The sequence below is a fragment of the Neobacillus sp. FSL H8-0543 genome, assembly GCF_038592905.1.
In the GTDB taxonomy this organism is placed as follows: Bacteria; Bacillota; Bacilli; order Bacillales; family Cytobacillaceae; genus Neobacillus.
Genome location: NZ_CP151943.1, coordinates 4,529,693 through 4,554,506 on the forward strand (window position 1 = coordinate 4,529,693; position 24,814 = coordinate 4,554,506).

20 protein-coding genes and 1 pseudogene are annotated in these 24,814 nt (G+C 37.4%); 18 read left to right on the top strand and 3 right to left on the bottom strand.

Annotated features, from left to right (window positions below; translation table 11 throughout):
- Nucleotides 1-101 precede the first annotated feature (101 nt).
- The 9 genes and pseudogenes from NSS81_RS22660 to NSS81_RS22700 all read left to right on the top strand — a co-directional run bounded on the left by NSS81_RS22660 (nucleotide 102) and on the right by NSS81_RS22700 (nucleotide 10,414).
- Nucleotides 102-1,592, top strand: coding sequence for a helix-turn-helix domain-containing protein (locus NSS81_RS22660; RefSeq protein ID WP_342430875.1), 1,491 nt, complete (start codon nucleotides 102-104; stop codon nucleotides 1,590-1,592).
- Between the two features lie 226 nt (nucleotides 1,593-1,818).
- Entirely contained in the window at nucleotides 1,819-3,492 is a 1,674-nt protein-coding gene (gene hutU, locus NSS81_RS22665; RefSeq protein ID WP_342430876.1) for a urocanate hydratase, read from the top strand.
- A 12-nt stretch (nucleotides 3,493-3,504) separates the two neighbouring features.
- Nucleotides 3,505-4,803 (top strand): imidazolonepropionase, encoded by a 1,299-nt coding sequence (hutI, locus tag NSS81_RS22670; RefSeq protein WP_342430877.1) that lies wholly within the window; start codon nucleotides 3,505-3,507, stop codon nucleotides 4,801-4,803.
- A complete protein-coding gene (locus NSS81_RS22675) occupies nucleotides 4,775-5,776 on the top strand; it encodes an agmatinase family protein (RefSeq protein ID WP_342430878.1) in 1,002 nt (333 codons plus the stop codon). The genes hutI and NSS81_RS22675 overlap by 29 nt, the downstream gene beginning before the upstream one ends.
- Before the next feature lie 500 nt (nucleotides 5,777-6,276).
- Nucleotides 6,277-6,477, top strand: a complete 201-nt coding sequence (locus tag NSS81_RS22680) for a cold-shock protein (protein ID WP_342430879.1) — start codon at nucleotides 6,277-6,279, stop codon at nucleotides 6,475-6,477.
- A gap of 215 nt (nucleotides 6,478-6,692) precedes the next feature.
- Nucleotides 6,693-7,478 (top strand): alpha/beta hydrolase, encoded by a 786-nt coding sequence (locus NSS81_RS22685; RefSeq protein ID WP_342430880.1) that lies wholly within the window; start codon nucleotides 6,693-6,695, stop codon nucleotides 7,476-7,478.
- A gap of 166 nt (nucleotides 7,479-7,644) precedes the next feature.
- Entirely contained in the window at nucleotides 7,645-7,884 is a 240-nt protein-coding gene (locus NSS81_RS22690) for a glutaredoxin family protein (protein WP_342430881.1), read from the top strand.
- 216 nt (nucleotides 7,885-8,100) lie between these two features.
- The gene (locus tag NSS81_RS22695; protein WP_342430882.1) at nucleotides 8,101-8,757 is read left to right on the top strand and encodes an acetate uptake transporter; all 657 of its coding nucleotides are present in this window, start codon (nucleotides 8,101-8,103) and stop codon (nucleotides 8,755-8,757) included.
- A 311-nt stretch (nucleotides 8,758-9,068) separates the two neighbouring features.
- Nucleotides 9,069-10,414, top strand: a pseudogene (locus NSS81_RS22700) (IS1182 family transposase).
- A gap of 169 nt (nucleotides 10,415-10,583) precedes the next feature.
- Here the strand turns inward: NSS81_RS22700 and NSS81_RS22705 are convergent.
- Nucleotides 10,584-11,432: a VOC family protein gene (locus NSS81_RS22705; RefSeq protein WP_342430883.1), complete on the bottom strand. Its 849-nt coding sequence runs from the start codon at nucleotides 11,430-11,432 to the stop codon at nucleotides 10,584-10,586.
- Between the two features lie 167 nt (nucleotides 11,433-11,599).
- On the opposite strand from NSS81_RS22705, the gene NSS81_RS22710 reads away from it, so the two are divergent.
- On the top strand, nucleotides 11,600-11,920 hold the full coding sequence (locus tag NSS81_RS22710) for a helix-turn-helix domain-containing protein (RefSeq protein WP_342430884.1): 321 nt from the start codon (nucleotides 11,600-11,602) through the stop codon (nucleotides 11,918-11,920).
- Nucleotides 11,921-11,977: 57 nt separating this feature from the next.
- On the opposite strand, the gene NSS81_RS22715 is transcribed toward NSS81_RS22710, so the two are convergent.
- A complete protein-coding gene (locus NSS81_RS22715) occupies nucleotides 11,978-12,169 on the bottom strand; it encodes a hypothetical protein (protein ID WP_342430885.1) in 192 nt (63 codons plus the stop codon).
- A gap of 241 nt (nucleotides 12,170-12,410) precedes the next feature.
- Here NSS81_RS22715 and NSS81_RS22720 point away from each other — a divergent pair, with 241 nt between their 5' ends.
- The 8 genes from NSS81_RS22720 (at nucleotide 12,411) to NSS81_RS22755 (ending at nucleotide 23,819) form a co-directional block, all read left to right on the top strand.
- Entirely contained in the window at nucleotides 12,411-13,220 is an 810-nt protein-coding gene (locus NSS81_RS22720) for a histidinol-phosphatase (RefSeq protein WP_342430886.1), read from the top strand.
- 183 nt (nucleotides 13,221-13,403) lie between these two features.
- A complete protein-coding gene (locus NSS81_RS22725; RefSeq protein WP_342430887.1) occupies nucleotides 13,404-14,762 on the top strand; it encodes an MATE family efflux transporter in 1,359 nt (452 codons plus the stop codon).
- Between the two features lie 512 nt (nucleotides 14,763-15,274).
- Entirely contained in the window at nucleotides 15,275-19,057 is a 3,783-nt protein-coding gene (locus NSS81_RS22730) for a beta-N-acetylglucosaminidase domain-containing protein (RefSeq protein WP_342434124.1), read from the top strand.
- Nucleotides 19,058-19,222: 165 nt separating this feature from the next.
- Nucleotides 19,223-20,392 carry a DUF2812 domain-containing protein gene (locus NSS81_RS22735; protein WP_342430888.1) on the top strand — a complete coding sequence of 390 codons (1,170 nt, stop codon included), beginning with the start codon at nucleotides 19,223-19,225 and terminating at the stop codon, nucleotides 20,390-20,392.
- Nucleotides 20,393-20,692: 300 nt separating this feature from the next.
- Nucleotides 20,693-20,830, top strand: a complete 138-nt coding sequence (locus NSS81_RS22740) for a hypothetical protein (protein WP_342430889.1) — start codon at nucleotides 20,693-20,695, stop codon at nucleotides 20,828-20,830.
- 328 nt (nucleotides 20,831-21,158) lie between these two features.
- Complete coding sequence (locus NSS81_RS22745) at nucleotides 21,159-21,629, top strand: GNAT family N-acetyltransferase (RefSeq protein ID WP_342430890.1); 471 nt, start codon at nucleotides 21,159-21,161, stop codon at nucleotides 21,627-21,629.
- Between the two features lie 25 nt (nucleotides 21,630-21,654).
- Nucleotides 21,655-22,500, top strand: a complete 846-nt coding sequence (locus NSS81_RS22750) for a hypothetical protein (protein ID WP_342430891.1) — start codon at nucleotides 21,655-21,657, stop codon at nucleotides 22,498-22,500.
- A gap of 776 nt (nucleotides 22,501-23,276) precedes the next feature.
- Nucleotides 23,277-23,819: a competence protein ComK gene (locus NSS81_RS22755; RefSeq protein ID WP_342430892.1), complete on the top strand. Its 543-nt coding sequence runs from the start codon at nucleotides 23,277-23,279 to the stop codon at nucleotides 23,817-23,819.
- An 81-nt stretch (nucleotides 23,820-23,900) separates the two neighbouring features.
- Here the strand turns inward: NSS81_RS22755 and NSS81_RS22760 are convergent, their stop codons facing one another.
- On the bottom strand, nucleotides 23,901-24,638 hold the full coding sequence (locus tag NSS81_RS22760) for a metallophosphoesterase family protein (RefSeq protein ID WP_342430893.1): 738 nt from the start codon (nucleotides 24,636-24,638) through the stop codon (nucleotides 23,901-23,903).
- Nucleotides 24,639-24,814: the final 176 nt, after the last annotated feature.

Genomic DNA, 24,814 nt, shown 5'->3' on the forward strand with positions numbered 1-24,814 from the left:
GTTAATTTCATAGGGATTCTTTCCCAGAAAAAGAAGGTTTTTCATCACGTAAAAAGGTATACTTTAAGTGCGACTTTTTAAAAAAGATTGGGGACAATACTATGGAAGGTAAATGGCTGATTGCCGATCGCGATTTGAACGAACGAGAAGGATTGAAATGGCTGTTAAAAACATCCTCTATCCCTGTTACCAACATTCTATTAGCTTCCAATTATCAGGAGTTTGTCGTTTTATTTGAAGAGGAATCACCGGAAATTATTCTTTTAGAATTAGATATGATTAGCAGGGAATCATGGTCAAGCTTCAAAGATTTAATGCGAATTTACGACCCTGTCCTCCTTTTAACCAGTGCCGAAGCAACCTTTGAAAAAGCAAGGCTGTCAATTGATATGCAGGCATTGGATCTTATGATTAAGCCATTTTCTGCAGCCAAGGTTAAATCTGCTTTTCAAAAAGCAGCAAGCAGACTAAGTAAGAGGAATCATCCAAAAGGGAGTCTGCGTTCTCATTCCTATAAGGATATTTCCTATGAGGCCTTATTTATCCAACAAGCCGTTGTGTCAAAAAATTATAGCATTGCCGCCTTTAAAACAGAAAGCGTGGAAAAGGAAGATATCTTATATTCCTTTTTATCTGATTATCCATTTAAAGAAATCCACGGTATTTTTCCGTTAAGTGATTTGGTTCTCCTTTTATTTGAGGAATCTTATCCTAATATAGTGGAGCAGTGTCAAAAGGTGATGAGAAAGTGGGAAGAGGAATACTCTGATCCGCTAGCCATTGTTATCCACAAAGGAACAAGCTTAACCTTGAGCCTCCATGAAAAGTACATAGAAACAAGGAAAATGCTTCAATTTACTTATTATCGAGGCTATCGACAGGTCGTAGTGTTTGAGTACACACCTGACTGGGTACATATCGATCCTTTCCTTACTCCTCCTGAACAAAGGGAATGGATTGAAATGCTGTCTAATCTTGATTTAGAAAGTATAAAGAAATGGCTTTATGACCAATTTCTCCAGTTAATTGACCCATATCCGGAACCAGGATTAGTCCGAATTAGACTTACAAGCATTCTTGCACAAATTAGAAGATACATGAAGACCTTTAATCTAGATGAGGATTTACATTGCGAAAAAGAATACCGATATATCTTCCATTCAATTTTATATGATTCTGTCCTATATCGTTCAGTACAAAATCTCATAATATTTATCCAAAAGATATTTGCAGCAGCGGAGTTGAGCCTGAAAAATAATAAACAAGATCCGATTGAACGCGGAATTACCTTTATGGAAGCTAATTTTTCAAATTATAAACTTCGGCTGGATGACGTTGCAAGATATGTAGACCGGAATCCTTCTTATTATAGTCATATCCTTATTTCTAAGACCGGAAAAAGTTTTGTCGAAGTGTTAACTGGAATTAGGATAAAGGAAGCAAAACGGTTGTTAATCGAAACGAGGAATCCGATCAAAGAAATTTCGAAATTAGTTGGGTTCCAGAATTCAAACTACTTTAGCAGAATTTTCAAGGAAGTTGTTGGGAGCTCTCCAAGAGAATTCAGAGTGAATATATCAGACCATTACTAATTCGAAACAGATCTTTCAACCGAAGGGTCTGTTTTTTTATAACTTTAATATTCAAATACAAAAATAATTACCCTTACCTAAAAATATTTTAGATTATTGATAAATAATTTCAAAAAACTATTGAATATCTAAAAAAACTATAAAATATCTACTATTTTATCAGTGTTTTTCAGAATATTTCCCCTTTATAATTTAGATGTAGATAAATTATTTAAGGAGTGAGCATATGGAAGCGAATACGGCTAAACCAAGGGTGATTACTAATTATAAAGGGACGGAATTACATGCAAAGGGTTGGATTCAAGAAGCCGCACTAAGGATGCTAATGAATAACCTTGATCAAGAAGTAGCAGAACGGCCGGAAGATTTGGTTGTTTATGGCGGAATCGGAAAGGCGGCGCGTAACTGGGAAGCGTATGATGCGATTGTAAAAACACTACTGGAATTGGAAAACGATGAAACACTTATGATTCAGTCAGGTAAACCGGTTGCTGTTTTTAAATCCCATAAAGATGCACCTCGAGTATTATTAGCTAATTCAAATTTAGTTCCAGCATGGGCGAACTGGGAGCATTTTCATGAGTTAGATAAGAAAGGTCTGATGATGTATGGGCAAATGACTGCGGGAAGCTGGATTTATATTGGCAGCCAAGGTATTGTTCAAGGAACCTATGAAACCTTTGCAGAGCTTGCTCGTCAAGAATTCAATGGCTCTTTGAAACATACGATTACATTAACAGCTGGACTTGGCGGTATGGGTGGAGCACAGCCGCTATCAGTTACGATGAATGATGGGGTTTGTATCGCCATTGATGTCGATGAAACAAGAGTTGACCGTCGGATTGAAACCGCCTACTTGGATTTAAAAACAAATGATCTAGAGGAGGCACTTAACCTTGCTAAAGAAGCTAAGATAGCGGGCAAGGCGTTATCAATTGGGTTAATTGGCAATGCAGCGGAGATTTTACCGGAAATGATTGAAAAAGGTTTTAACCCAGATGTATTAACTGATCAAACATCTGCGCATGACCCGCTAAATGGCTATGTACCAATTGGTTTTTCCTTAGCAGAAGCGGCTGCTCTTAGAAAAGAAGACCCAGAAAAGTATATAAGACTATCAAAACAAAGCATGGCCGTCCATGTAAAGGCAATGCTGAAAATGCAAGAAAAAGGTGCGATCACCTTTGATTATGGCAATAACATTCGTCAGGTAGCTAAAGATGAAGGGGTAGAAAATGCGTTTGACTTCCCAGGATTTGTACCAGCGTATATCCGCCCATTATTTTGCGAGGGAAAAGGTCCGTTCCGTTGGGCAGCTTTATCTGGAGATCCAGAAGATATTCGGAAAATTGATGAAGTCTTACTTCGTGAATTTAAGGATGATGAACACCTTTGTAAATGGGTAAAGATGGCGCAGGAAAAAATTAGCTTTCAAGGACTTCCTGCCCGTATTTGTTGGCTCGGATACGGTGATCGTGCTCGCTTCGGGAAGGTCATTAATGACATGGTGGCTTCGGGTGAACTTTCAGCACCAATCGTTATCGGCCGCGATCATCTAGATGCCGGCTCTGTTGCATCACCAAATCGAGAAACCGAAGCGATGAGGGATGGCAGTGATGCCGTTTCTGACTGGCCAATTCTTAATGCAATGATTAATGCGGTAGGCGGTGCTAGTTGGGTATCTCTTCATCATGGCGGAGGTGTAGGTATGGGGTATTCGCAGCATTCAGGAATGGTCATTGTTGCTGATGGCACGAAGGATGCACAAGTGCGCCTGCAGAGAGTTTTAACAACGGATCCGGGAATGGGTGTTGTTCGTCATGCGGATGCAGGCTATGAGCTTGCGATTCAAACAGCAAAAGAAAAAGGTATTATCATGCCTATGCTAAATAAGGATTAAGAGGTGAAGCGAATGAGTAAAGCTGTTTTTATTAGAAATGCATCACAGCTTGTGACATTAAAAGGCACTTCAGCATCCCCGCTCGTAAAGGAAGCGATGTCCGAGCTTGGAATCATAGAGAATGGAAGTATTTGGATTGATGCTGGTGTGATTCAGGAGGTTGGGAGTGACGCGGAGCTTTTTGAAAAATATAAAGATCGTCTAGGAGAGGCGGAAGTGATTGATGCCACAGGAAAACTCGTAACCCCAGGCTTAGTCGACCCGCATACCCATCTGGTATTTTCAGGGAGCAGAGAAAATGAATTCAATATGCGACTTCAAGGTGCTACCTATATGGAAATTATGAATAGCGGCGGTGGAATTTACGCAACAACTTCACGTACGCAGGCAGCTAGCCATAGTGAATTATTTACAGAAAGTTTTGAACGCTTAAATCAATTTCTGCTCCACGGAGTGACGACAGTTGAAGCAAAAAGTGGTTATGGGATGGAATGGGAAACAGAGCTAAAACAGCTTGAAGTGGCAAAACAGTTAAATGAAAAACATGCCATTGATGTTGTTTCTACCTTTATGGGTGCCCATGCTGTACCGAAGGAGTACAAAGGTAATCCAGATTCATTTGTCGAGATACTAATTGAAGAAATGATACCTAAAGTAGCAGAACTTGAATTAGCAGAATTTAATGATGTATTCTGTGAGCAAGGCGTGTTTACACCTGAACAATCAAAAAGGATTCTTGAAGCAGGTAAGGTTCACGGCTTGACCCCGAAAATCCATGCCGATGAAATCGAACCCTATGAAGGAGCTGAACTCGCTTCTAAGGTAGGGGCCATTTCAGCAGACCATTTATTAAGGGCTTCGGAAAAAGGCATGAAAGCGATGGCTGAACAAGGAGTTGTCGGGGTGCTGCTGCCGGGAACAGCTTATTTTTTAATGGCTGAGTCTGCAAATGCAAGAAAAATGATCGATTTAGGTGTTCCTGTGGCATTATCGACAGACTGTAATCCGGGTTCGTCACCAACCGTTTCTCTGCCTTTCATTATGAATTTAGGCTGTTTGAAAATGGGGATGACCCCTGCTGAGGTTATTGCCGCTGCGACGATTAATGCGGCTCACGCAATTAACCGCGGGGACCAAATCGGCAGTTTAGAAGTGGGTAAAAAGGCAGATGTAACGATATTTAATGTGTCGAACTATATGAAGCTCCAATACTCCTACGGTGTGAATCATACAAATACCGTTGTGAAAAATGGAAAGGTGGTCGTCAGGGGAGGTCAGTTAATTGAAAAGCTTTCTGTTTCCAAGAATTAATCCTCCGAGTTTTACTTGGTCGAGACCTGATGAAGGCGAAATCTTGAAGGTTCATGAATGGATCCGGCCAATTACTTCGGCCACTGTTGACCCTAAAACGTATAAGAAGGCTGATGTGGTCATCCTCGGAGTACCGCTTTCACGTTCATCGATAAGTGCTTCCGGCGCATCTGAATTCCCTGATGCATTTAGGCGAGCATGGAAAGGGTTCTCAACCTATAATCTTGATGAAGATGTAGATTTATCTGAACTGGCTGCACTTGATGCAGGCGATGTTCCAATGCATGTTACCGATATTCGGAAATGCCAAGAGAATATTGTGGAAGCATCTGCATTATTGCACCACCATTTTCCAGATGCAAAGATTTGCGCGATTGGCGGTGATCATTCAATCACTGCAATGATGGTAAAAGGGCTGAAGAAGGAAAAGCCTGCTGAGAAGATTGGAATATTACAATTTGATACCCATTTTGATTTACGTGATATGTCTGATAATGGGCCATCGAACGGGACTCCGATGAGGAATCTGATTGAAAGCGGCATTGTCGAAGCTGCTAATATGTACAATATTGGTTTGCATGGTTTCTTTAATAGCAAGGACTTAAAGAAATATGCGGATGAAAAAGGGGTGAACTATTTTACTCTTCGTGAAACAAGAAAGAAAGGCATCGAAGCGACCGTTTTACAATGTTTAGAAGAATTATCTGAAAAGGTAGACACTATATATTTAACCGTTGATATGGATGTACTAGATATTGCCTATGCTCCAGGGGTACCGGCATCCACACCAGGGGGCATGACAAGCGCTGAACTGCTAGAAGGAGTCCGAACAGCAGGCCGTCATAATAAAGTAAAAGCAATGGACATCGTCTGCCTAGACCCGCTAAAAGACACATTAGCCCAGCCAACCGTCAAACTCGGAACACATGTTTTTTTAACCTTCCTTTCCGGTGCTATTGCTGGCAACAATTAATATGAGTATCAATTGCTCTATTACTTTAATTTAGGCTTTGTTTAAGGTAAATGTTGATTTTACAAACTCAGTTGATTGGAGCGGAAGGCACGAGAGACTCCTCGAAAATGCTACCGCATTTCCTTCGTGCGGTGCATATTCAAGGAAGCTTATTCAATGTCCTGCGGGAAGAGCAAGTCACGGGAGACCCCGCAGGAGCGAAGCGACGAGGAGGCTCCCGGACTGCCCGCGGAAAGCGATGTGCCTGGAGCTCCAATCAACGGGCTAGTTTAAAAGACTGAGTTAATCATTTTAAATAACATTTTCTAACTTCAAGATGATGAATTCTTCTATGAATTTCCACTTTGCTCTTGCTTTACCACATTTTTTCTGTTATATTTAAAAAGTATTATTTTTGTTTGTTTAGTAAGGATCGGTAAGTGATAAAACTTTCTGTCTTGAAGATTTGAGCAAGGATAGTAACACATTGTGTGCTGAGCACACTACAGGAGGAAACACAAATGGAACAAGGTAAAGTAAAATGGTTTAATGCAGAAAAAGGTTTTGGATTCATCGAAAGAGAAGCTGGAGACGACGTATTCGTACATTTCTCAGCTATCCAAAGCGAAGGTTTCAAATCTTTAGACGAAGGTCAATCAGTAACATTTGAAGTAGAACAAGGTCAACGTGGACCACAAGCTACTAACGTTCGCAAAGCATAATTTTAAACTCATACATTAAAAAAGACTCTCTCTTGAGGGTCTTTTTTCCTTTTTTAAGGTTAAGGATGATTCATTCAATTAAATGGATAGTTATAAATCCGAATGCTAGCCACTTGTCGAAGAGGGGTAGAATTCGGATTTTTATCTTATAAAGCAACATACTAATATAGATTATTACATAACACGACCATTAGATTGTTGAGGTGAACAGGAAAATGCCAATGTTAAAAGTTGAGGGTGCAGGGGTATTCTATTCCGTTGCAGGAGACGGAATTCCGATTATATTCATCCATCCGCCATTACTTACTAGTGCAAATTTCACGTATCAAATGAAAGAACTATCGTCTACGTTTAAAGTTATTACTTTTGATATAAGAGGCCACGGACGGAGCCGATATTCTAAGCAAGCAATTACCTATTCCCTCATTGTAGACGATATTAGACACTTGTTAGATCATCTTGGTATAAAGAAAGCCTTCATATGCGGATATTCAACGGGTGGTTCGATTGTATGTGAATTTATGCTGACTCATTCCGATAGAGCCTTAGGAGGTATCATTATTAGCGGAATGTCCGAAGCAAGTGATATGTATTTAAGAAAAAAGATTTCTTTAGCAAAGAATCTATCAAATCCTAAATCACTATCTATTCTTGCTTCAGCAATAGCGTGGGGGAATGCTGACAATCAGGAAATATTTAAGCTGATGTACAGTGAGGCTGTAAAAGGTGACCCAAGAAATATCAAGCAGTATTATCACTATAGTTTGCATTATAATTGTACCAATCTGCTTGGAAAGATAAATCTCCCAATCTTACTGGTTTATGGTACAAAAGATAAATCGTTTCATCAGTACGCTCAGCTGTTGCACGAAAAGCTCCCACGCAATCAATTGAAATTTCTTGAAAAGGAAAGGCATCAGATACCTACAAAAGCTGCACGGGAATTAAACCAACTGATTACCCAATTCCTTATTCAAGGCGATAAAAGACAGAATTATTAGAATTCATTTCTCGGGAAGGCGCAAGAATAGACAATTTCTAAGATAATATGTCAATACGTGCTAGTAGTTGAAAGAGAGTTGTTAATATATTTGTTATAATGAAGGAGAAATTTTTAGTAAACAGGAATTCTTTGATTAAGTATGAATGGAATAAGGGGGAAAAAAAGTGAACAAGCAAGTGGTGGTTTATACAACAAACGACTGTATTGAATGCACGATGGTTAAAAAGGTGTTAACAGAAGAGGGAATTCCGTTTGAGGTCCGGAATATATCGACTAACACGGAATATCAAAAGGAAGTAGAGAAGTACGGATTCCTTGGTGTTCCTGTAACAGTGGCAGGGGACAGGGCTGTAAAAGGATTTACGAATGATCTAAAAGAATTAATGGACTTAGTAAGAAAATAATAGAAAAGCTTTAAAAGAACAAGAGACCGCAGAACAAAATTAGCGGTCTCTTGTTTTAATAAAGAGTCCACTGGAGACGGACAAATGGGCGGATTTGTCCACGAGTGGTGACAGGCACCATTAAAAATGGAATTATTTGCCAGTGACATTTATTGTTGACACTTCCCTATTTCTCCTGTATTTTATAAAAATATGTTTTATTTTTGGGAGGAAGAAATGGAAACAAATAATTCTACACAGGTTAAAATTCAAACTGCTGATCCATCTGCCATAGGGCTATTTGGTTTAGCTATGGTAACACTTGTCGCATCTTCACAAAAACTTGGGTTAACTGAAGGGGTTTCTTTTATCATTCCGTGGGCATTATTTCTAGGTGGAATAGCACAATTGTTTGCTTGCGTTCAAGATGCAAAGCATAATAATATATTTGGAACAACAGCATTCGGAGCGTTCGGGCTTTTTTGGTTTGGGGTAGGGACATCGTGGCTGATTCAGTTAGGGTTTTTCGGTGAAAAACTTGCTGCGAATGCTGATCCAAAGCAGCTTGGAGTCGCGTTTATTGGCTATTTAATTTTTAGCATTTTCATGACAATTGGTGCAATGGAAACACATAAAGTATTATTCTTTATTTTCGTCTTTATTGATTTCTTATTCATAGGACTTTCACTAAGTACATTTGGCATTTTCCACGATGCTACCCAAATGCTTGCTGCAATCGCTGAACTAATGATTTCTTTGCTGTCATTCTACGGGTCGGCGGCAATTGTCTTAAATACTCATTTTGGTCAGGTTGTGTTACCAATAGGAAAGCCATTTGGAATTTTCAAGAAACATAATCAAGCACCATCTTCTAGCAATCAAAAAATAGCGTAGCAAAAAAGACACTCACGTGTAGTGAGTGTCTCAGACTGTAGACAAACTCAAAATAACGGGTTTGCCTACAGTTTTTTTTGTTTTAGGTTCTATTAAATTGGGCTGTTGATTTCCGCTCCAGGCGCTTCGCTTTCCGCGGGCGTGCCGGGGAGCCTCCTCGGCGCTTATGCGCCTGCGGGGTCTCCCACAGCCCCGTACTCCCGCAGGAGTCTCGCGCCTTCCGCTCCAATCAACATAGTTTTAAAATCAACAATAGCCTTTAACAGAGCCTTGTTTTAAAATAGAAGTAATAAAATCTTGAGGTGATGACAATGCTTTCGAAACATAATTCTATTCAACGAGATCAAATTGAAATGATTGCTTAGACCAACTTGTTCCAACCAACCATCTGGTTCGTAAAATTGAGTCGGCAATTGATTTCTCTTTTATATATGACTTAGTGAAAGATATGTATTCGGAAGTAGGTCGTCCAAGTATAGATCCAGTTATCTTGATTAAATTAACCTTCATTCAATATACCTTCGGTATTCGCTCGATGCGAAAGACGATTGAAGAAGTAGAAACAAACATGGCCTATCGATGGTTCTTGGGTTACGGTTTCCATGATAAAGTTCCGCACTTCTCCACTTTTGGGAAAAAGATTTAAAGATACAGACCTGTTTGAACAGATCTTCTATCATATTTTAAAGACAGCTACCAAGAAAAAGTTGATTAGTGCAGAACATGTTTTCGTGGACTCCACCCATGTAAAAGCAAGTGCGAACAAACGGAAGTTCGAAAAGAAAGTCGTTCGCAAAGAAATTCGGGCTTATCAAGATCGTCTTCAAGAGGAGATTAATCAAGATCGAGAGGGCCATGGGAAAAAGCCATTCCCACCGGATAAGTTCGAAAAGAATGAATCGAAAGAAATTAAAGAGAGTACAACCGATCCGGAAAGTGGTTACTACGTCAAAGACGAACGGACAAAACAGTTTGCCTATTCCTTCCATGCGGCCGCTGATCGAAACGGTTTTGTCCTCGGTACGATTGTGATAACAGGTAATACACATGATAGTAATATGTTAGAGCCTTTAGTTGAACAAGTAGTTGAGAATGTAGGAAAGCCTAAAGCTGTTGCGGCAGATGCTGCTTATAAAACACCTGCCATTTCGAATTATCTATTAGAAAACGAAATTACTCCAGCTTTACCATATACACGCCCACGTACAAAAGATGGATTCTTCCGAAAACATGAGTATGTGTATGATGAACATTTTGACTGTTACCTTTGCCCGGCAAGCGATGTCTTGAAATATTCTACAACGAATAAAGAGGGCTATCGTGAGTACAAATCACCAAAACACATCTGTGCTAAGTGTCCTTTTTTAGAGCAGTGTACCGAAAGTAAAGACCATCAAAAAGTGGTGACACGTCATATTTGGCAAGAATATGTGGAAGAAGCAGATCATCTCCGCCATCACATAGATGTAAAACCAATTTATGAGAAACGCAAAGAAACGATAGAGCGTGTATTGCAAATGCAAAAGAAAAGCATGGCATGCGTTGGACAACGTTAAGGGGACTTAAAAAATTGTCAATGCAGGCGATGCTTACTTTCGCATCCATGAATTTAAAGAAGATGGCCAACTGGACTTGGCAAGGTCCAGAAATTATCTAAGTAGACACCTTGAAGAGGTCTATCTGTAACTTAATCGACTGAAAAAAGCAGAAAAAATCAAAAAGGGGTTCGGAATGCTAGCATTCCGAACCCCTTTTGTCGACAATCTGAGACACTCACGTGTAGTGAGTGTCTTTTTTTATGCTTTTAAAAGCAATTGTAGCGTAACTTAAACAAGTAATTTTATTCGATTCCCTGATGGGTCTGCGGTAAAATATTTACCATTTTCTTCTGTTACTTTTGTTCCAATTTTTTCTAATCGCACAATAGCCTCTTGTCTAGCTTCCTTACTTGGAAGTACGAGAGAATACCAGTTCAGTCCGACACTGTTTTCAGGTGGTGTGGGAGCACCAACGCCTGCCCAGGTGTTTAAGCCAATGTGGTGATGGTATTTTCCGGTAGAGATGAACAATGCTTGCGGGCCATAGCGAGCAACAACATTGAATCCAAGCCCCTTAACGTAAAATTCCTCAATTTTTTGTAATTCAGATACCTGTAGATGGATATGTCCCATGACAGTACCTGCTGGAAGTCCTCCCCATGCTTCACCTTTACCAGCTTCAAGAATCCCTTGTGCATCGATAGGGTCTGTTGTCATTTCTACATCATTGTTATTCCATTTCCAGGTTGATGAAGGTCGGTCTGAATAAATTTCAATTCCATTACCATCTGGATCATCAAGATATAGCGCTTCACTTACGAGATGGTCACCCGCTCCTAAGCGAACGTTCCGTTTAATTAGATGCTGTAAAACCCTTCCCAGATCCGAGCGTTCAGGCAATAGAAGGGCAAAGTGGTATAATCCTGTAGTTTTCTGCTGCTTTGCTATCGCATTGTCCGGTTGTTCAATGGACAACAAAGCTGTTTTTCCATTGGCAGTAAGTTTAACTTTTTTCTCGGTGCGTTCTAAAATTTGAAACCCGATAACTTCCTGATAAAATGTAAGCGATCGTTCAATATTTTCAACCTTTAAGTTTACTTCTGCAACAAAAGTATTTGGATAAGAATGAAAATTCATATTTATTACCTCCAAGTGGTTTAAGAACGAATTTTTTATGATTGTAAGTTAGTTACTTTATGTAAGTAATTATATTTTTATTATTAAGGTATGTCAAGTAAGTTACTTGTAGAAAATTATTTGATTCCGTGTTATAAGTGTATATAATAGAAATGGGAGTGATTAATTTGAATAAATCTATTATTTGCCCTAGATTTAATAATGCAATGAAAATTCTTAGTCAGCGCTGGTCTGGATTAGTTATATATCAACTGCTTAACGGCCCACAACGGTTCTGTTCCATTGAATCGTCAATCGGAATAAGCGGGAGAGTCCTTTCAGAAAGGTTAAAGGATTTGGAGAGTCAAGGAATTGTGAAGCGAGAAGTCTTTCCGGAAACTCCTGTCCGTATTGAATATTCTTTGACAGAAAAGGGATTATCATTACAGCCAATTATGAAAGAAATAGAGAAATGGTCACAAAATTGGTTACATCTTGTGGATGAGTAATCCATAAACAAAATGAAAAATTTAAAGTTTAAAAAAGCAAACATGTTGGGGTTCACCTTACATGTTTGCTTTTTTAGCTTTACGCTTTTTTGTAAAATTTTTAATTACATAGATTCCAGCAATGAGAGCAAGCAGATTCAATGAATCTCCAAGGTTAATCGTTAGTTGAAAGTTATTATTCACTCTAACCCTGTTTTTATTATTATTTGTACTTGATTGATTACTTTCTTCTTCCACTTCTTTTTTCAAAAAGAAACACCTCCCTACTTAACTATATAATAGGTAGGGATGGACAAAAATTCCTATTTCTTAAATTGACTAACATCTGGAAGGGGATTTTGAAGTTTCATTAATCCTTTGGCTATAAATGCTTATTTCTCCACTAATTGTACAAAATAGGAATTAATGTATATCGTTGTAGTTGATATGATAATCGATTAATCCAATGGCTAAAACGCATTTGGAATTTACATAAAGGAAGAGATGACCTATGACAACGTTTGATTTACATACCCACCATGATCGTTGTGGACACGCAAGAGGGATTATTCGTGATTATATTGAAGCAGCAATTGATAGGGGGTTGGATATCATTGGAATATCCGATCATACACCTTATTTTTCTAGTGAAGAAGATCAACCCTACCCGCATATCACCATGGCAAAAAGCCAATTTACTGAGTATGTGAAGGAAGTACAAAGCCTGAAACAATTGTATAGCGGGAAAATTGACGTATTGCTTGGAATAGAGGCAGATTTCTTTCCTGAGCAGGTTGAAAATTATCGTTTTCATTTTGAAAAGTACGCGTTTGATTACATCATTGGTTCTGTTCATCATGTTGAAGGTGTTAGTATTTTTAATAGGGGTCGCTGGGATGGACTTAGTACCCAAGATAAAGTTCGAACAAAAGAAACATATTACTCCCTGATTGAACAATCTGCCAAAAGTGGTTTGTTTCAAATCCTGGGACATATTGATGCGATGAAGGGATTTTATCCGGCTTTTTCCTCGATTCAATCAGAGGTAGTCGAACATACGCTTAAGGTTATTGGAGAATGCGATGTAGCAATAGAAATCAACACCTCTGGTAAGACAAAGGACGTCGGGGGTTGGTATCCAGCAGATAATATCTTAGAGATGGCACGGAAATACGGAGTAACGGTTACTTTTGGTTCGGATGCCCATGACCCGGAAAGGGTCGGTGACGAATTTGAAATCGTCCAAGGGAGACTTAAGGAAATAGGCTTTAAAGAGTGGGTTTATTTTAAAGAAAAGAAGAGAATTTCAGTAAAACTTTAACCTCAATGAAAATAGAGCTGACATTTATCAGCTCTATTTTTATTTGGGTAAATTAAAGCAAAGGTATTGCGTTTCTTTTTTGAGGTCAAGTATCTTCTGCAAGATAAAGCATTTAAAGGTAAATAAATTGAAAGTAGAGTATAATGAAATTTTGGAATTAAATTATTTTCTAGGAGTTATTTTATGAATCAGACTTTTACGTTGAAGGAAAAGACAAAGCAAATCTTTGTTCTGTTGATTCCGATACTTATTACACAGCTTGGTATGTTTTCAATGATTTTTTTTAATACTATTATGTCGGGAAAATACAATTCTTCCGACCTTGCAGGAGTGGCGATTGGTTCCTCGATTTGGAATCCGATTTTTACTGGGATAAGTGGTATTCTTCTTGCCGTATCTCCCATTGCAGCACAACGATTTGGTGAGAAGAAAGGCGGGGAAGTAGCCTCTGTTGTCAGGCACGGGATTTATCTTGCATTTATGATTACCATTTTGGTGATGGTTTTAGGGGCTTTCATGTTAAATCCAATTTTGGATAAAATGAATTTGCCTGCAAGTGTTCAAAACACAGCTTTTAATTATTTGGTAGGTTTAAGTTTTGGAATATTACCGTTATTTATTTTTAACGTTCTTCGATCCTTTATCTATGCCTTAGGGAAAACACGGATAGTCATGGTAATACTGCTTTTATCATTACCGTTTAATTTCTTCTTGAACTATGTACTAATTTTCGGTCACTGGGGGTTTCCTGAACTAGGTGGTGCAGGTGCAGGGTATGCGACTTCAATTACCTATTGGCTGATTGCTGGTATGACTGTGTTTCTGGTTGTGACGCGTGATCCATTTTCGTCGTTTTCTATTTTCTCAAATATTAAGGATTTCTCGTTTGAAAAGTGTAAGGAGATTCTAAAAATTGGCGTTCCGATGGGGCTTTCAACATTTTTTGAATCAAGTATGTTTGCGGTTGTAACAATTTTATTAAGCAAGTTTAATATTACAACAATTGCTTCTTACCAATCTGCATTAAATATTGTGTCTTTTCTCTATATGATCCCGATAAGTATTTCGATGGCACAAACCGTGCTAGTCGGATATGAAGTGGGTGCCAGGAGGTACAAAGATGCTAAAACCTACAGTTGGCTGGGAATCTATCTTGCGATCCTGATCTCACTCATCACAGGGTTATTAGTTGTTTTGTTCCGCTATCAGGTTGCAGGGTTTTATTCAAATGAAGCAGCTGTTATCAACCTAACAGCAAACTTTCTCATCTTTGCGTTATTTTTTCAAATCTCTGATGCCATACAAGTGACTGCACAGGCAGCGTTAAGAGGCTATAAAGATGTTAATCTTTCTTTTGTAATGACCTTAATTGCCTACTGGATGATTTGTCTGCCGGTTGGATACCTATTAGCCAATTATACCAGCCTTGGTGCAAGAGGCTATTGGATTGGCCTAACCTTCGGACTGCTCGCGGCAGGCATCGCCCTATCAATAAGACTTATCTACATCCAAAAACGAAAATTCATCCACCAACAAGGTTGACACAACAGGGTGACAGGCACCGCTCGTGGACAGTGTCCACCTGAGGCGGACACTGTCAGCGATTTTCCAGTTTTAAGGAAAGTAGATTTCTAGTTTGTCGGATTGGTTCCTTAGAGTGTAGTAGTTGGTTTTACGAGATGATTTGCATCACACTCTGGGCTTCAAAATTACTATAGTATATCAAGTAACTTTTGTAAGGTTAGTAGGTTAGTAAAGTTAAAAATCAAAATTATCAGAAATTTACTTTTGCTTTTATAATCATTGTGATAGTATTAACTTTGAAAGATTAATAATGGATCTCATGTGACTGGTACGATCAGGCATGGTGGTAAGGAGGAGGTTTAAAACCCTTTCTCATACCCCCATGCCTTTTTGGTTTTTCAACCTAAAATTGCTCATTAATTAAGTGTTCACACTTGGTTAGGAAGGCGTTTTTATTTGAGGTAGTTTCATCTGGATGAGATTCCATGTAAAAAGTGGTAAGAATCATTAAATTAGGAGGGATTTTTTTGATGGAAGTTAGGCAAATGGCTAAGAAGGGTTTATACGGTTTAACGATTGCATTATTACTAGTAAGTTCTATTTTTACTCCAGTACATACAATTGCATCCGCCAATGGGACTGTCACTAGCACTTCAACAGAAACCGATAATTATGAAATTTACCCTTTACCCCAAAATGAAAAATATTTGGGAACAGATTTTACAATAACGGATGTGGTGAATATAGTAATTGATCCTACCGTAGATGAATCAACAAGAGACTTCTTAACGAAGATATTGGAAGCAAAATCAATAAAGGGCACTTTTTCCGATCAAGTTGTGTCAGATAAAACCAATATCGTGATCGGTATTAAAGATTCAACTGGTAGTGCTGAAAATTTTATTAATACAAATGTTGAATATGATTCAGCCATATTAAATGAAATTGACGGGTATGTTTTGAATATTGATAAGGAACTTGAGGAGAAGGGCACAATTGCCATACTTGGATCCACGACAGATGCAGCATATTATGCCCTTGCCACCCTAAAAATGATTTTAAATCAAATTCCTGGAAAAAGTATTAAATCAGTGAAATATGAAGACTTTGCTGATTCAAAATGGCGTGGATTTATTGAAGGGTTTTACGGTTTTCCATGGTCACATGAAGATCGAATAAGTTTAATGAAATTCGGCGGAGAGTTTAAGATGAATTCTTATATCTTTGCGCCAAAGGATGACTTGTACCATAACTCCGCATGGAGAACACCATATCCAGCAGAGGAGTTAGTGAAAATCAAAGAGCTTGTAGATGCGGGGCATGAATCAAAAACTCAATTTATTTGGGCGATTCATCCTGGATTTAACATGATTAAATGGAATGATTATGAAAATGAACTGCAAACATTACTTAATAAGCTAGATCAACTTTATGATGTGGGTGTCCGTCAATTTGGCTTATTTATGGATGATATCAGTACTGCACAATCGTTAACGGATAAAGACAAACATGTAAAATTAATTACCGATGTAGCAAACTGGCTTGCAGCCAAGGGCGATGTAAAACCGTTAATTTATTGTCCTCCATTCTATAATCAAGGTTGGACGGGTGAAAACGGTAAGCCTTATCTCCGCGCCTTAGCAGCTGTCCCAGAAAATGTTGAGATCATGTGGACTGGTAGGAGTGTCGTAGGTTCGGTAAACACGACCGATATGCAATGGCCAAAGGATTTGCATGGTAGAGATCCGTATATGTGGCTAAATTGGCCGGTTAATGATTACAAGGATTCAAGATTGATGCTGGGTAAAGGAGAAGTCCTGCAGCCTGGCACACATAACATTGCGGGGGTCGTCTCAAATCCTATGGGACACGCAGAATTATCGAAAATTGCTTTATTTGCTGTGGCGGATTTCACCTGGAATAGTGATGATTTCAATGATGATGAGAGTTGGTTAGATTCATTCAAATATGTTGCGCCAGAGGTGGCTTCAGAATTGAATACAATAGCCTATCACTTAAGTGACCCTGCCCCAAGTGGTCATGGGCTTCAAGTAGGTGAATCAGAGAATATTAAGGCTGCACTTGAATTGTTTTTAAAGAAATTTTCAAAAGGAGAGTCCATTCAAGAAGTTGGGAATCAATTAATAGCTGAATTCGATAAAGTTTCACTTGCGATAAATGATTTTAAGGAGAAAAGCCTAAATAAAAACATGGTGGAAGAAATTGAGCCCTGGCTTAACAGTCTTGGATTGGTCATTAAATCTGCTAAAAGTTCAACTGAAGCAGCGATTGCCCTTCAAAATAATGATTTAAACTCAACATGGGAAGGTCTTGCAAAAGCTGTAAACTCGATGTCAGCATCGGAAAAATTTACAATTAAGAAATTAAAGTATCCTGATGTAACGGTAGAAGCGGGTACAAAGAGATTAGTACCGTACGCTAATGAATTGATAAAAATATTAGATACCAGGATTTCTTTAGCAATTGATCCAGAATTTACGAATATCATCCCAATGAGTTCGTATGGTTCTTTGTCTAGTTTAGATCGGATGGTAGATGGAGATTTAGGTACCAATACCTATATCCAGACCGTTCAAAAGAATGGTGACTGGTATGGAGTTGATTTTGGAAAATCAATCAACGTTCATGATATTGAAATCATTCAAGGAAGAACGGATGGAGATCATGATATTTTTCAAAGAGGTGTATTAGAGTATTCAAATGATATGGAAACATGGACAGCGATTGGCGAAGAAAGATCAGGATTTAAAATAATCGAAAAAGGACTTGATCTTGAGGCAAGATATGTGAGGTATAGATTGACGCATGCCGGTATCCCAGGGGGGAAACCAGATTTATGGACGGCTATAAGAGAATTCTCAGTGAATGCGAACAAAGGAAAAGCAGAAGTTTATACGAATGTTTCTGGGCTAACGGAAATAGATGTTGCCGCTACAGATGAAACAATCGAACTTTCAGGCTTAAAAAGTATGACATTGAAACCTGAACAATATATTGGAATTCAATTACCTTCTATTGAACATGTAGTGGGAATAACCCTTGAAAGTACCGATTCGAATTTGGTACTAGAGTCATCCGAAAACGGAGTTGAATGGAAAAAGGTAACAGTTGATGGTCCTTATGATAATGCAGCCTATCTTAGGTTGATGAATAAGGAAGACGATGAAATCACTGTAAATGTAAGTAAACTCTTGATTAAAATTCAAAAGTTTTCTGAGCCTAAAATTAGTCATAACTATGAAAGTATTTATAGTGGGAATGTTAATAATTTATTCGATGGAAAATTAGAAGCAAAAACATGGTTTGGTGGAATGCAAAACGCTGGAAAATATGTACAGATTGATATGGGTGGAATTGTAAACGTGCAAAATGTGGCAGTGGTCATTAATGATGGGGAAGGCGACTATTTTAGAGAAGGAGACTTGCAGATATCAATAGATGGTTCGACCTGGGAAACGATTCATTCCTTCACCAATCCAAGTGATCGAAGTTTGAATTTTCCAGAGCATGAGGTCCCATACCGCTATAAACGGGTAGAGGTTGATGAGAAATCCGCAAGATATGTAAGGATTATTTCAACAAAAACTCATAATTCTTGGTTGGCTTTAAATGAAATAATCGTAAACGAAGGTTTAGAGAAACCGGGTACGGAAAATCTTGCCCTTAAAGTAGAGCCCCAAGGTGTAGCTGGAAGTGAAGCTATCAATGCAATTGATCAAAGATTATCTACCTTTTATACACCAAAAGGAGAACCGCAGGCAGGATCCTTGAACTATAAGCTTTCAAAAAATACTGAGATAAGCCAGGTGATTCTGTTACAAGACCCATCGGCCATTTCTGGTGCAGCGGTTTCAGTACGGGATGAGAATGGTTGGCATAGGGCTGGTACATTATCACAATCATTTAATAACATAAACACAGCCAGATATAAGCATGTATTAGAGATTAAGATTGTTTGGGATGGAAACGTGAAACCAATAATTAATGAAATCATCCCAGTTAAGCGAGATGGAAAATTGCCACGAGTTCAGATTGACCAACTAGATGAAGAATTGCAATTAGCCTATTCACAAGGTTTAATTATGAATGAAGGCATATTGAATAGCCTACTTTCAAAGGTCAGCAATATCCAGGAACATCAAACGAGTAAGGAAGCCCTCAACATGGTAAGTGCGTTAGAGAATCAGGTCATGGCACAATCAGGTAAAAAACTTGATGAGGGATACACAAAATTATTGTTAGAAATAACAGCGGAGTTAAAGAAGTATATTTCGACTGAGCATGGAGAATAAGAGCCTTAAATAAAAAACAAGCACAATTCTCCAAAGGATTGTGCTTGTTTTAATTTTTAGATGTAATATATTGTTAAATGATATAATGTAATGCATATAGCGTGATGAAAATAGAAGGTGTATAAATGTCAGAAAACCATGATTAAGTTGGAGAGGGTGATCTTCATGAAAAATAAAATAAAAAAGAAATTTCTGTGGCTAGAAGTCTGGGATATTAAGGAACAAGAGGCTTGGTTTTCTGATGAAGCTTCAAAAGGATGGAAGCTTATAGGTATAGGTAGACTGATGGCGAAGTTTGAAAAATGTGAGCCGCAGAAGGTAAATTATCGCTGTGATGTCTTTAAATTAAATGATCAATCAGAGGATAATAGAATTGAATTTTATCAGGAGGCAGGCTGGGAGCACGTAGCTTCCCGTGGATTCCTGCAGATATTTAGAGAAACCCAAGCTGAGAATCCAATTGAAATCCATACTGACGCACTGGAACATGCAGAAACATTATCAATCTTAAAAAAGGATATTACCATGAAAGGTGTACCTATTCTCCTCTTATCGATCTTTATGCTGGTATTGCAAACATGGTCACTTCTGATTGATTTTGTAGACAATTATCTAAACGGTAAGTTCATAGACTATATCATGTACATACTCATGTTCCTTTCTATTAATTATACAATGGTCAATGGGATCTTCCATTTGTCAAAACTTAAGAAAAAGTTAAAATCGGGTCGCACGCTTGAACATGAACTGAATTTCCATAAAAAAATCAAACGAAATAAAATGGTTAGGAGTTCGTGTATTTTTATCGTTTCTATATGGGCATTATTAGTCTTTTCTAATTTAATAATGATTTTATCAAAAGATAGATTTCCTGAAATTCCAAGCGGGGATTTGCCTATTATTCAACTCTCAGATATTTTGGAGGACTTAGATAATATCGATGGTGAGGGAAGAAGTCCATTAGATCATTATACGGTAAAGTCTAGTATTCTAGTCCCAAAACAGTATGAATTACTTCAACAGGTTGAAGTTCCAGGTGAGGACAAGGGTCCTACATTTAGCCCGACAATTTTGTCTTATGGCTATGAAGTTAGAAATGAATGGCTTGCTAAAAGATTTCTTCACGATTTGAAAAATAAATCCTCCGATGACAATGAAAATTATCGGCTAGAAGAAAGTAGCGAATTTGATGAATTATGGATTAGTAAAGAAGACTTCAGGACAGCTTTCATTGCAAGAATCGATAATATTGTCTATCATGTTGAATTTTTTGGTATGGAACCGAAGGATGAGGTCCTTAAAAAGTCATTGGTTAAGATAAACAACTTAAAATAGCACGTCCCAAAAAGAATTAAATCAGATCTTTAAAGCGAACTAGAGAAAAAATGGTTAGAACAGCTTCAACCGTATGGGGAACGTGGATATAATAAAAGAACAACTATATAAGTGGCAGAATAATTATTTGTTTACAAGGCATGATAAAAAAGAGTGCTACTGTTCAAATTAGAAATTAAACTTTCCGATTTGAGATCCTCTTTGCATAGTCTCAATCATTGAAACTTCAACAGTGGCTTAAGTAAGGTGCTTTTTACCTTTTCAAACAGCGTTTTTGGGTTCAAAGAAGGAGGCGAAAAAGTGACAAATCGTAATAACAATCGGAATCAACCTCACACAGGTGGAGCCAAAGCAAGCGACACGGAATTTGGTGCAGAGTTAGCTCAAAGTAAAAAGGCAAGAAAAAAGGCAGCAAGAGAACAGAAGAACAACAAATAATAGGAAAAATGGGTAACCTTTAAATGGTTATCCATTTTTTTGTTAAGAGTTGTATACATTTTATCCCAGTGTTTGAAAGAATTGTTGTAGATTATAAATATTTCTAATAAAATGTAAATAATCCCTTTTTCGTAAGAAGGAAGTATCAAACAGGGACTTAAGGGGGAAGTATTAATAAAATGGGGAAAAAATATTTCTCTCCAGATGATCAAGAGGGAATAGAGCTGTTTACTCCCGTTGACAACCCATATATCCTAGTTTCCTATGATAAAATAAAAAGTCATTACAAAATAATAGATTGAATAATAGATACAGTGGGGGAAAAAGGATGGAGCTTAGTATTAGAAGTATGAATGAAGACTTTGCGGTACAAATACTAAATTGGAGATACGAACCGCCCTATGATTTTTATAATAATGAAATAAACCCAGATGCCCTTAAGGAATTACTGGATAATCCATATTATATTGTTTTGGATCAAAATGAAGAATTTGTTGGCTTTTTTTGTTATGGAAGCTCTGCTCAAGTTCCGATTGGGTCTCAGTATGGCGCTTATTCAGAGGGGTTCGTGGATCTTGGCCTTGGGATGAATCCAAGATTGACAGGTCATGGATTGGGAGCAACATTCTTCAAGTTTATCCTATTGTATTTACAAGGCGAATTTTTCGGTATTCCACTACGTTTAACTGTCGCGAAATTTAATAATCGTGCCATTCATCTATATGAGAAGTTTGGTTTTGTTCGGAAAATCGAATTTAAAAATGGACCTATTAACTTTCTAACTATGGTTAAGGAATAAGCATAAGTAACAAGGAGAGAGTATCATGGTTAATACAAAATTAATTTTAATTGAAGGATTACCCGGGTCAGGAAAATCAACCATTGCACAGCTCACAAATGATGTTCTTAAAGATATGGATATCGATACCCAATTATTTCTAGAAGGAAATCTGGAACACCCAGCGGATTATGATACGGTATCTTATTTTTCAAATGGAGAATTCGCTGACCTAATCATTCAATATAAAGAATATGAATCTTTTTTAATGAGCTTGGCTGAAACTAGGAAAAATGGCGTTCTAATACCTCGCTATAAAATAAAATCTGGTGAAATAACTCTTCCTGACGAGTTGTTAACTAAACTTTGGAATCATGATATATACGAGCTTCCTCTTGATTTGCATATCGAGTTAATCACCGAAAAGTGGGAAAAATTCCGTGATAACGTAGTTAGTGGGGATAAAACATATATTTTTGAATGCTGTTTTATCCAAAATCCAGTAACAATCGGGATGATAAAATATGGAGTAGCTGATGATCGTGTAAATAATTACGTCAATCAATTAGCAGAGATCATAAAGCCTTTAAATCCAATATTAATCTTTGTTAATCAAGTAGATATACAGCACTCTTTTTTGAAAGCAGTTAAAGAGCGGCCAAAAGAATGGTCAGAAGGATTTATCAATTATTACAATAATCAAGGATTTGGTAAAAAGCTTGGCGTTAAAGGAATAGAAGGAACAGTCGAGGTTCTAAAAGCAAGGAATGAATTGGAAAGACGAATATTCAACCATTTAGATTTAAATAAGTGCATAATTGATAATTCTTCATTTGAATTAACAACGTGCAAAACAAGAATCTTCGAAACTTTAAAAGATAAACTACAATAAAACATTATGTAAATAAAATATTGTAGATGGCATTATAAAAACTTACCGCTGTTAGCGGGTAAGTTTTTTCTTGGTTAAAGCTAATTATGAAATTTTTTTGAATAATGAATTTTGACCGATAAATATTGCTGAAACTAGCAGAGGTTGGTGGAAATTCAATAAAAGGACCCAGCACAGGTCGAAATATATTGGGTAATCATGGGAAAAACCCTGATATCGAGTAAATAGAATATGTGCAAAAAATTATACTTATAAACTTTCCGTTCGTCAAGATACCGCTGGCCCAATACTAACCGAGATGTAGTAAGAGAAAGTGTGACTGGGACGAATAGAATATAAAAAATATTTACAATAAAACTTTAAATCAATATAATATGTCGTAGGATGGCGAAATTGTTACTAGTTTCGCAGAATTTTAACTTCAATCCATATTATGTACTCACCAAATTTTTCGCCCTTAAAGGTAAGTTTTAAATGATCCACACGATCCTTCTTCATGTATTAAATTAGAATTCCTCAACCCATGTTAACCTATGCTATCCGCACACAGAACCCGTTTACTATAAGTATTTCAAATATATATGTAAAAATTACCTAGTTTTATATTGGAGGTGAGCAGGATGTGAACAAGGAAACGAATTAGAAAAATCCTTAGGTAAACAAGTCCAGCCAGACAGTACCCAAGGATTAGCCAAGTTGAGTATATCAACCTAACCGTTAGTATACTCTTTTTCAAAAAAAAATCAATGATTAACAATTTGAAATGGAGTAAAAATATGGAGATGAAAAATAGGTATTTGATTAATGAAAGGACTGTCATGCTTGCAGAAGAGTATGATAAAAGAGGGAAATGTTTCTCTAAAGTTATCGAAGGATATTATACATTTCTAGTAAATATGACGCCTGTTGAAATAATCGAGGAGGCATTAAGACGGGAACTCACAAATTTTGATAGAGCCTTAAATTATAGTGAATTATTAGAATCAAAAAAAACGATTTGCTTGAACCCGCATTTGGGGATTATTCTGTTTCCGACCCAATCATTAAAAAAACAGAACTCTGAATGGTTTTCTCTCTTGCATATTAAAAATAAACGAGCACTTGGTATGCGCAGAACGGAGGTATGTACAAGTTTTGGGCATAAGATCGTTATTGACATCAAGTTTAGTACCTTCAATACCAAGGAAAGAAGAGCCTATCAATTTAGAAATATCTTATCAAAGCAGCAGAATTACCCATTAACCTTTTATCTAGAACCCAAAGGTGTCTTGTCCATGAAAAATGACCCAGATGAAAATACTTCGGTCATCAAAAGATAAATGATAAAAGTCAAATCAAAAGAAAACACCTATCTTTCTGGAAGGTGTTTTTTCTTTTGGACTTTGAGTTTTGGAATTACTTTAAAGATATTTTAAATGCTGATTTCCATGAAAATATTTTAATAGGTAATCTGCATCAGGTATACCTAATTGTTGATACCCTAATAAGAACTTTTTGTTATCATAAGGAATTTCCTTAATGGTGACATTTATTTCTCCCAACTCGCTGAATGACAAAATAGCGAACGAAGCGAGTGGTTTATGATAACAACCTAATGAACTGGGGTTAAGATACAGACGTTCCTTGGATTTAAAGTGGTGGATGACATGATGATGGCCAAAACAAATAACGTCAGCATTCGATGTTCGATAATGATTGTCTAATTTTTTTTCTGATGGTTCGTAATCTACAGATAAAAAATCACCACTTTCATTTAAATGGTAATGGACGAAGAATATCCTTTTGCCATTTATTTCTGCATTTAATGTAACTGGAATTCCAGTTAAGAAGGGGACAAATGTAGGGTCCAACCGGGTGGCAATCCATTCATGATGCTCCTTTTCCTTACCCCTGCTGTACACTTCTCTGCCTGAGAGGATATCTAAAATAGCTTCGTCATGATTTCCCATTACATATGAAATGTCGTCACGAGACAACAGCAGTTCTAAAACTTCATTTGTCTCATAACCGATTCCGACTAAATCGCCTAAACAATAAATATGGTCAATTTTATCATCCAAATCAATTTCATTTAGAACAGCTCTAAGTGCAGAATGATTTCCGTGAATATCTGCTATAACCGCTATTTTCTTCTCCATTTACATACTCTCCATTTTTCTACTTAGTTTCCCTTTATTTGTAAAAATAATTCATTTAATGTTGTGGAGGTTGTACCTCAATGATCAATTTGAGCATTTATACCTACTTTTTAAAGGATAAAAATATCAGCAAAGACATGTGCAAATTAAATATATTTAATTATCAAATTTTTCAT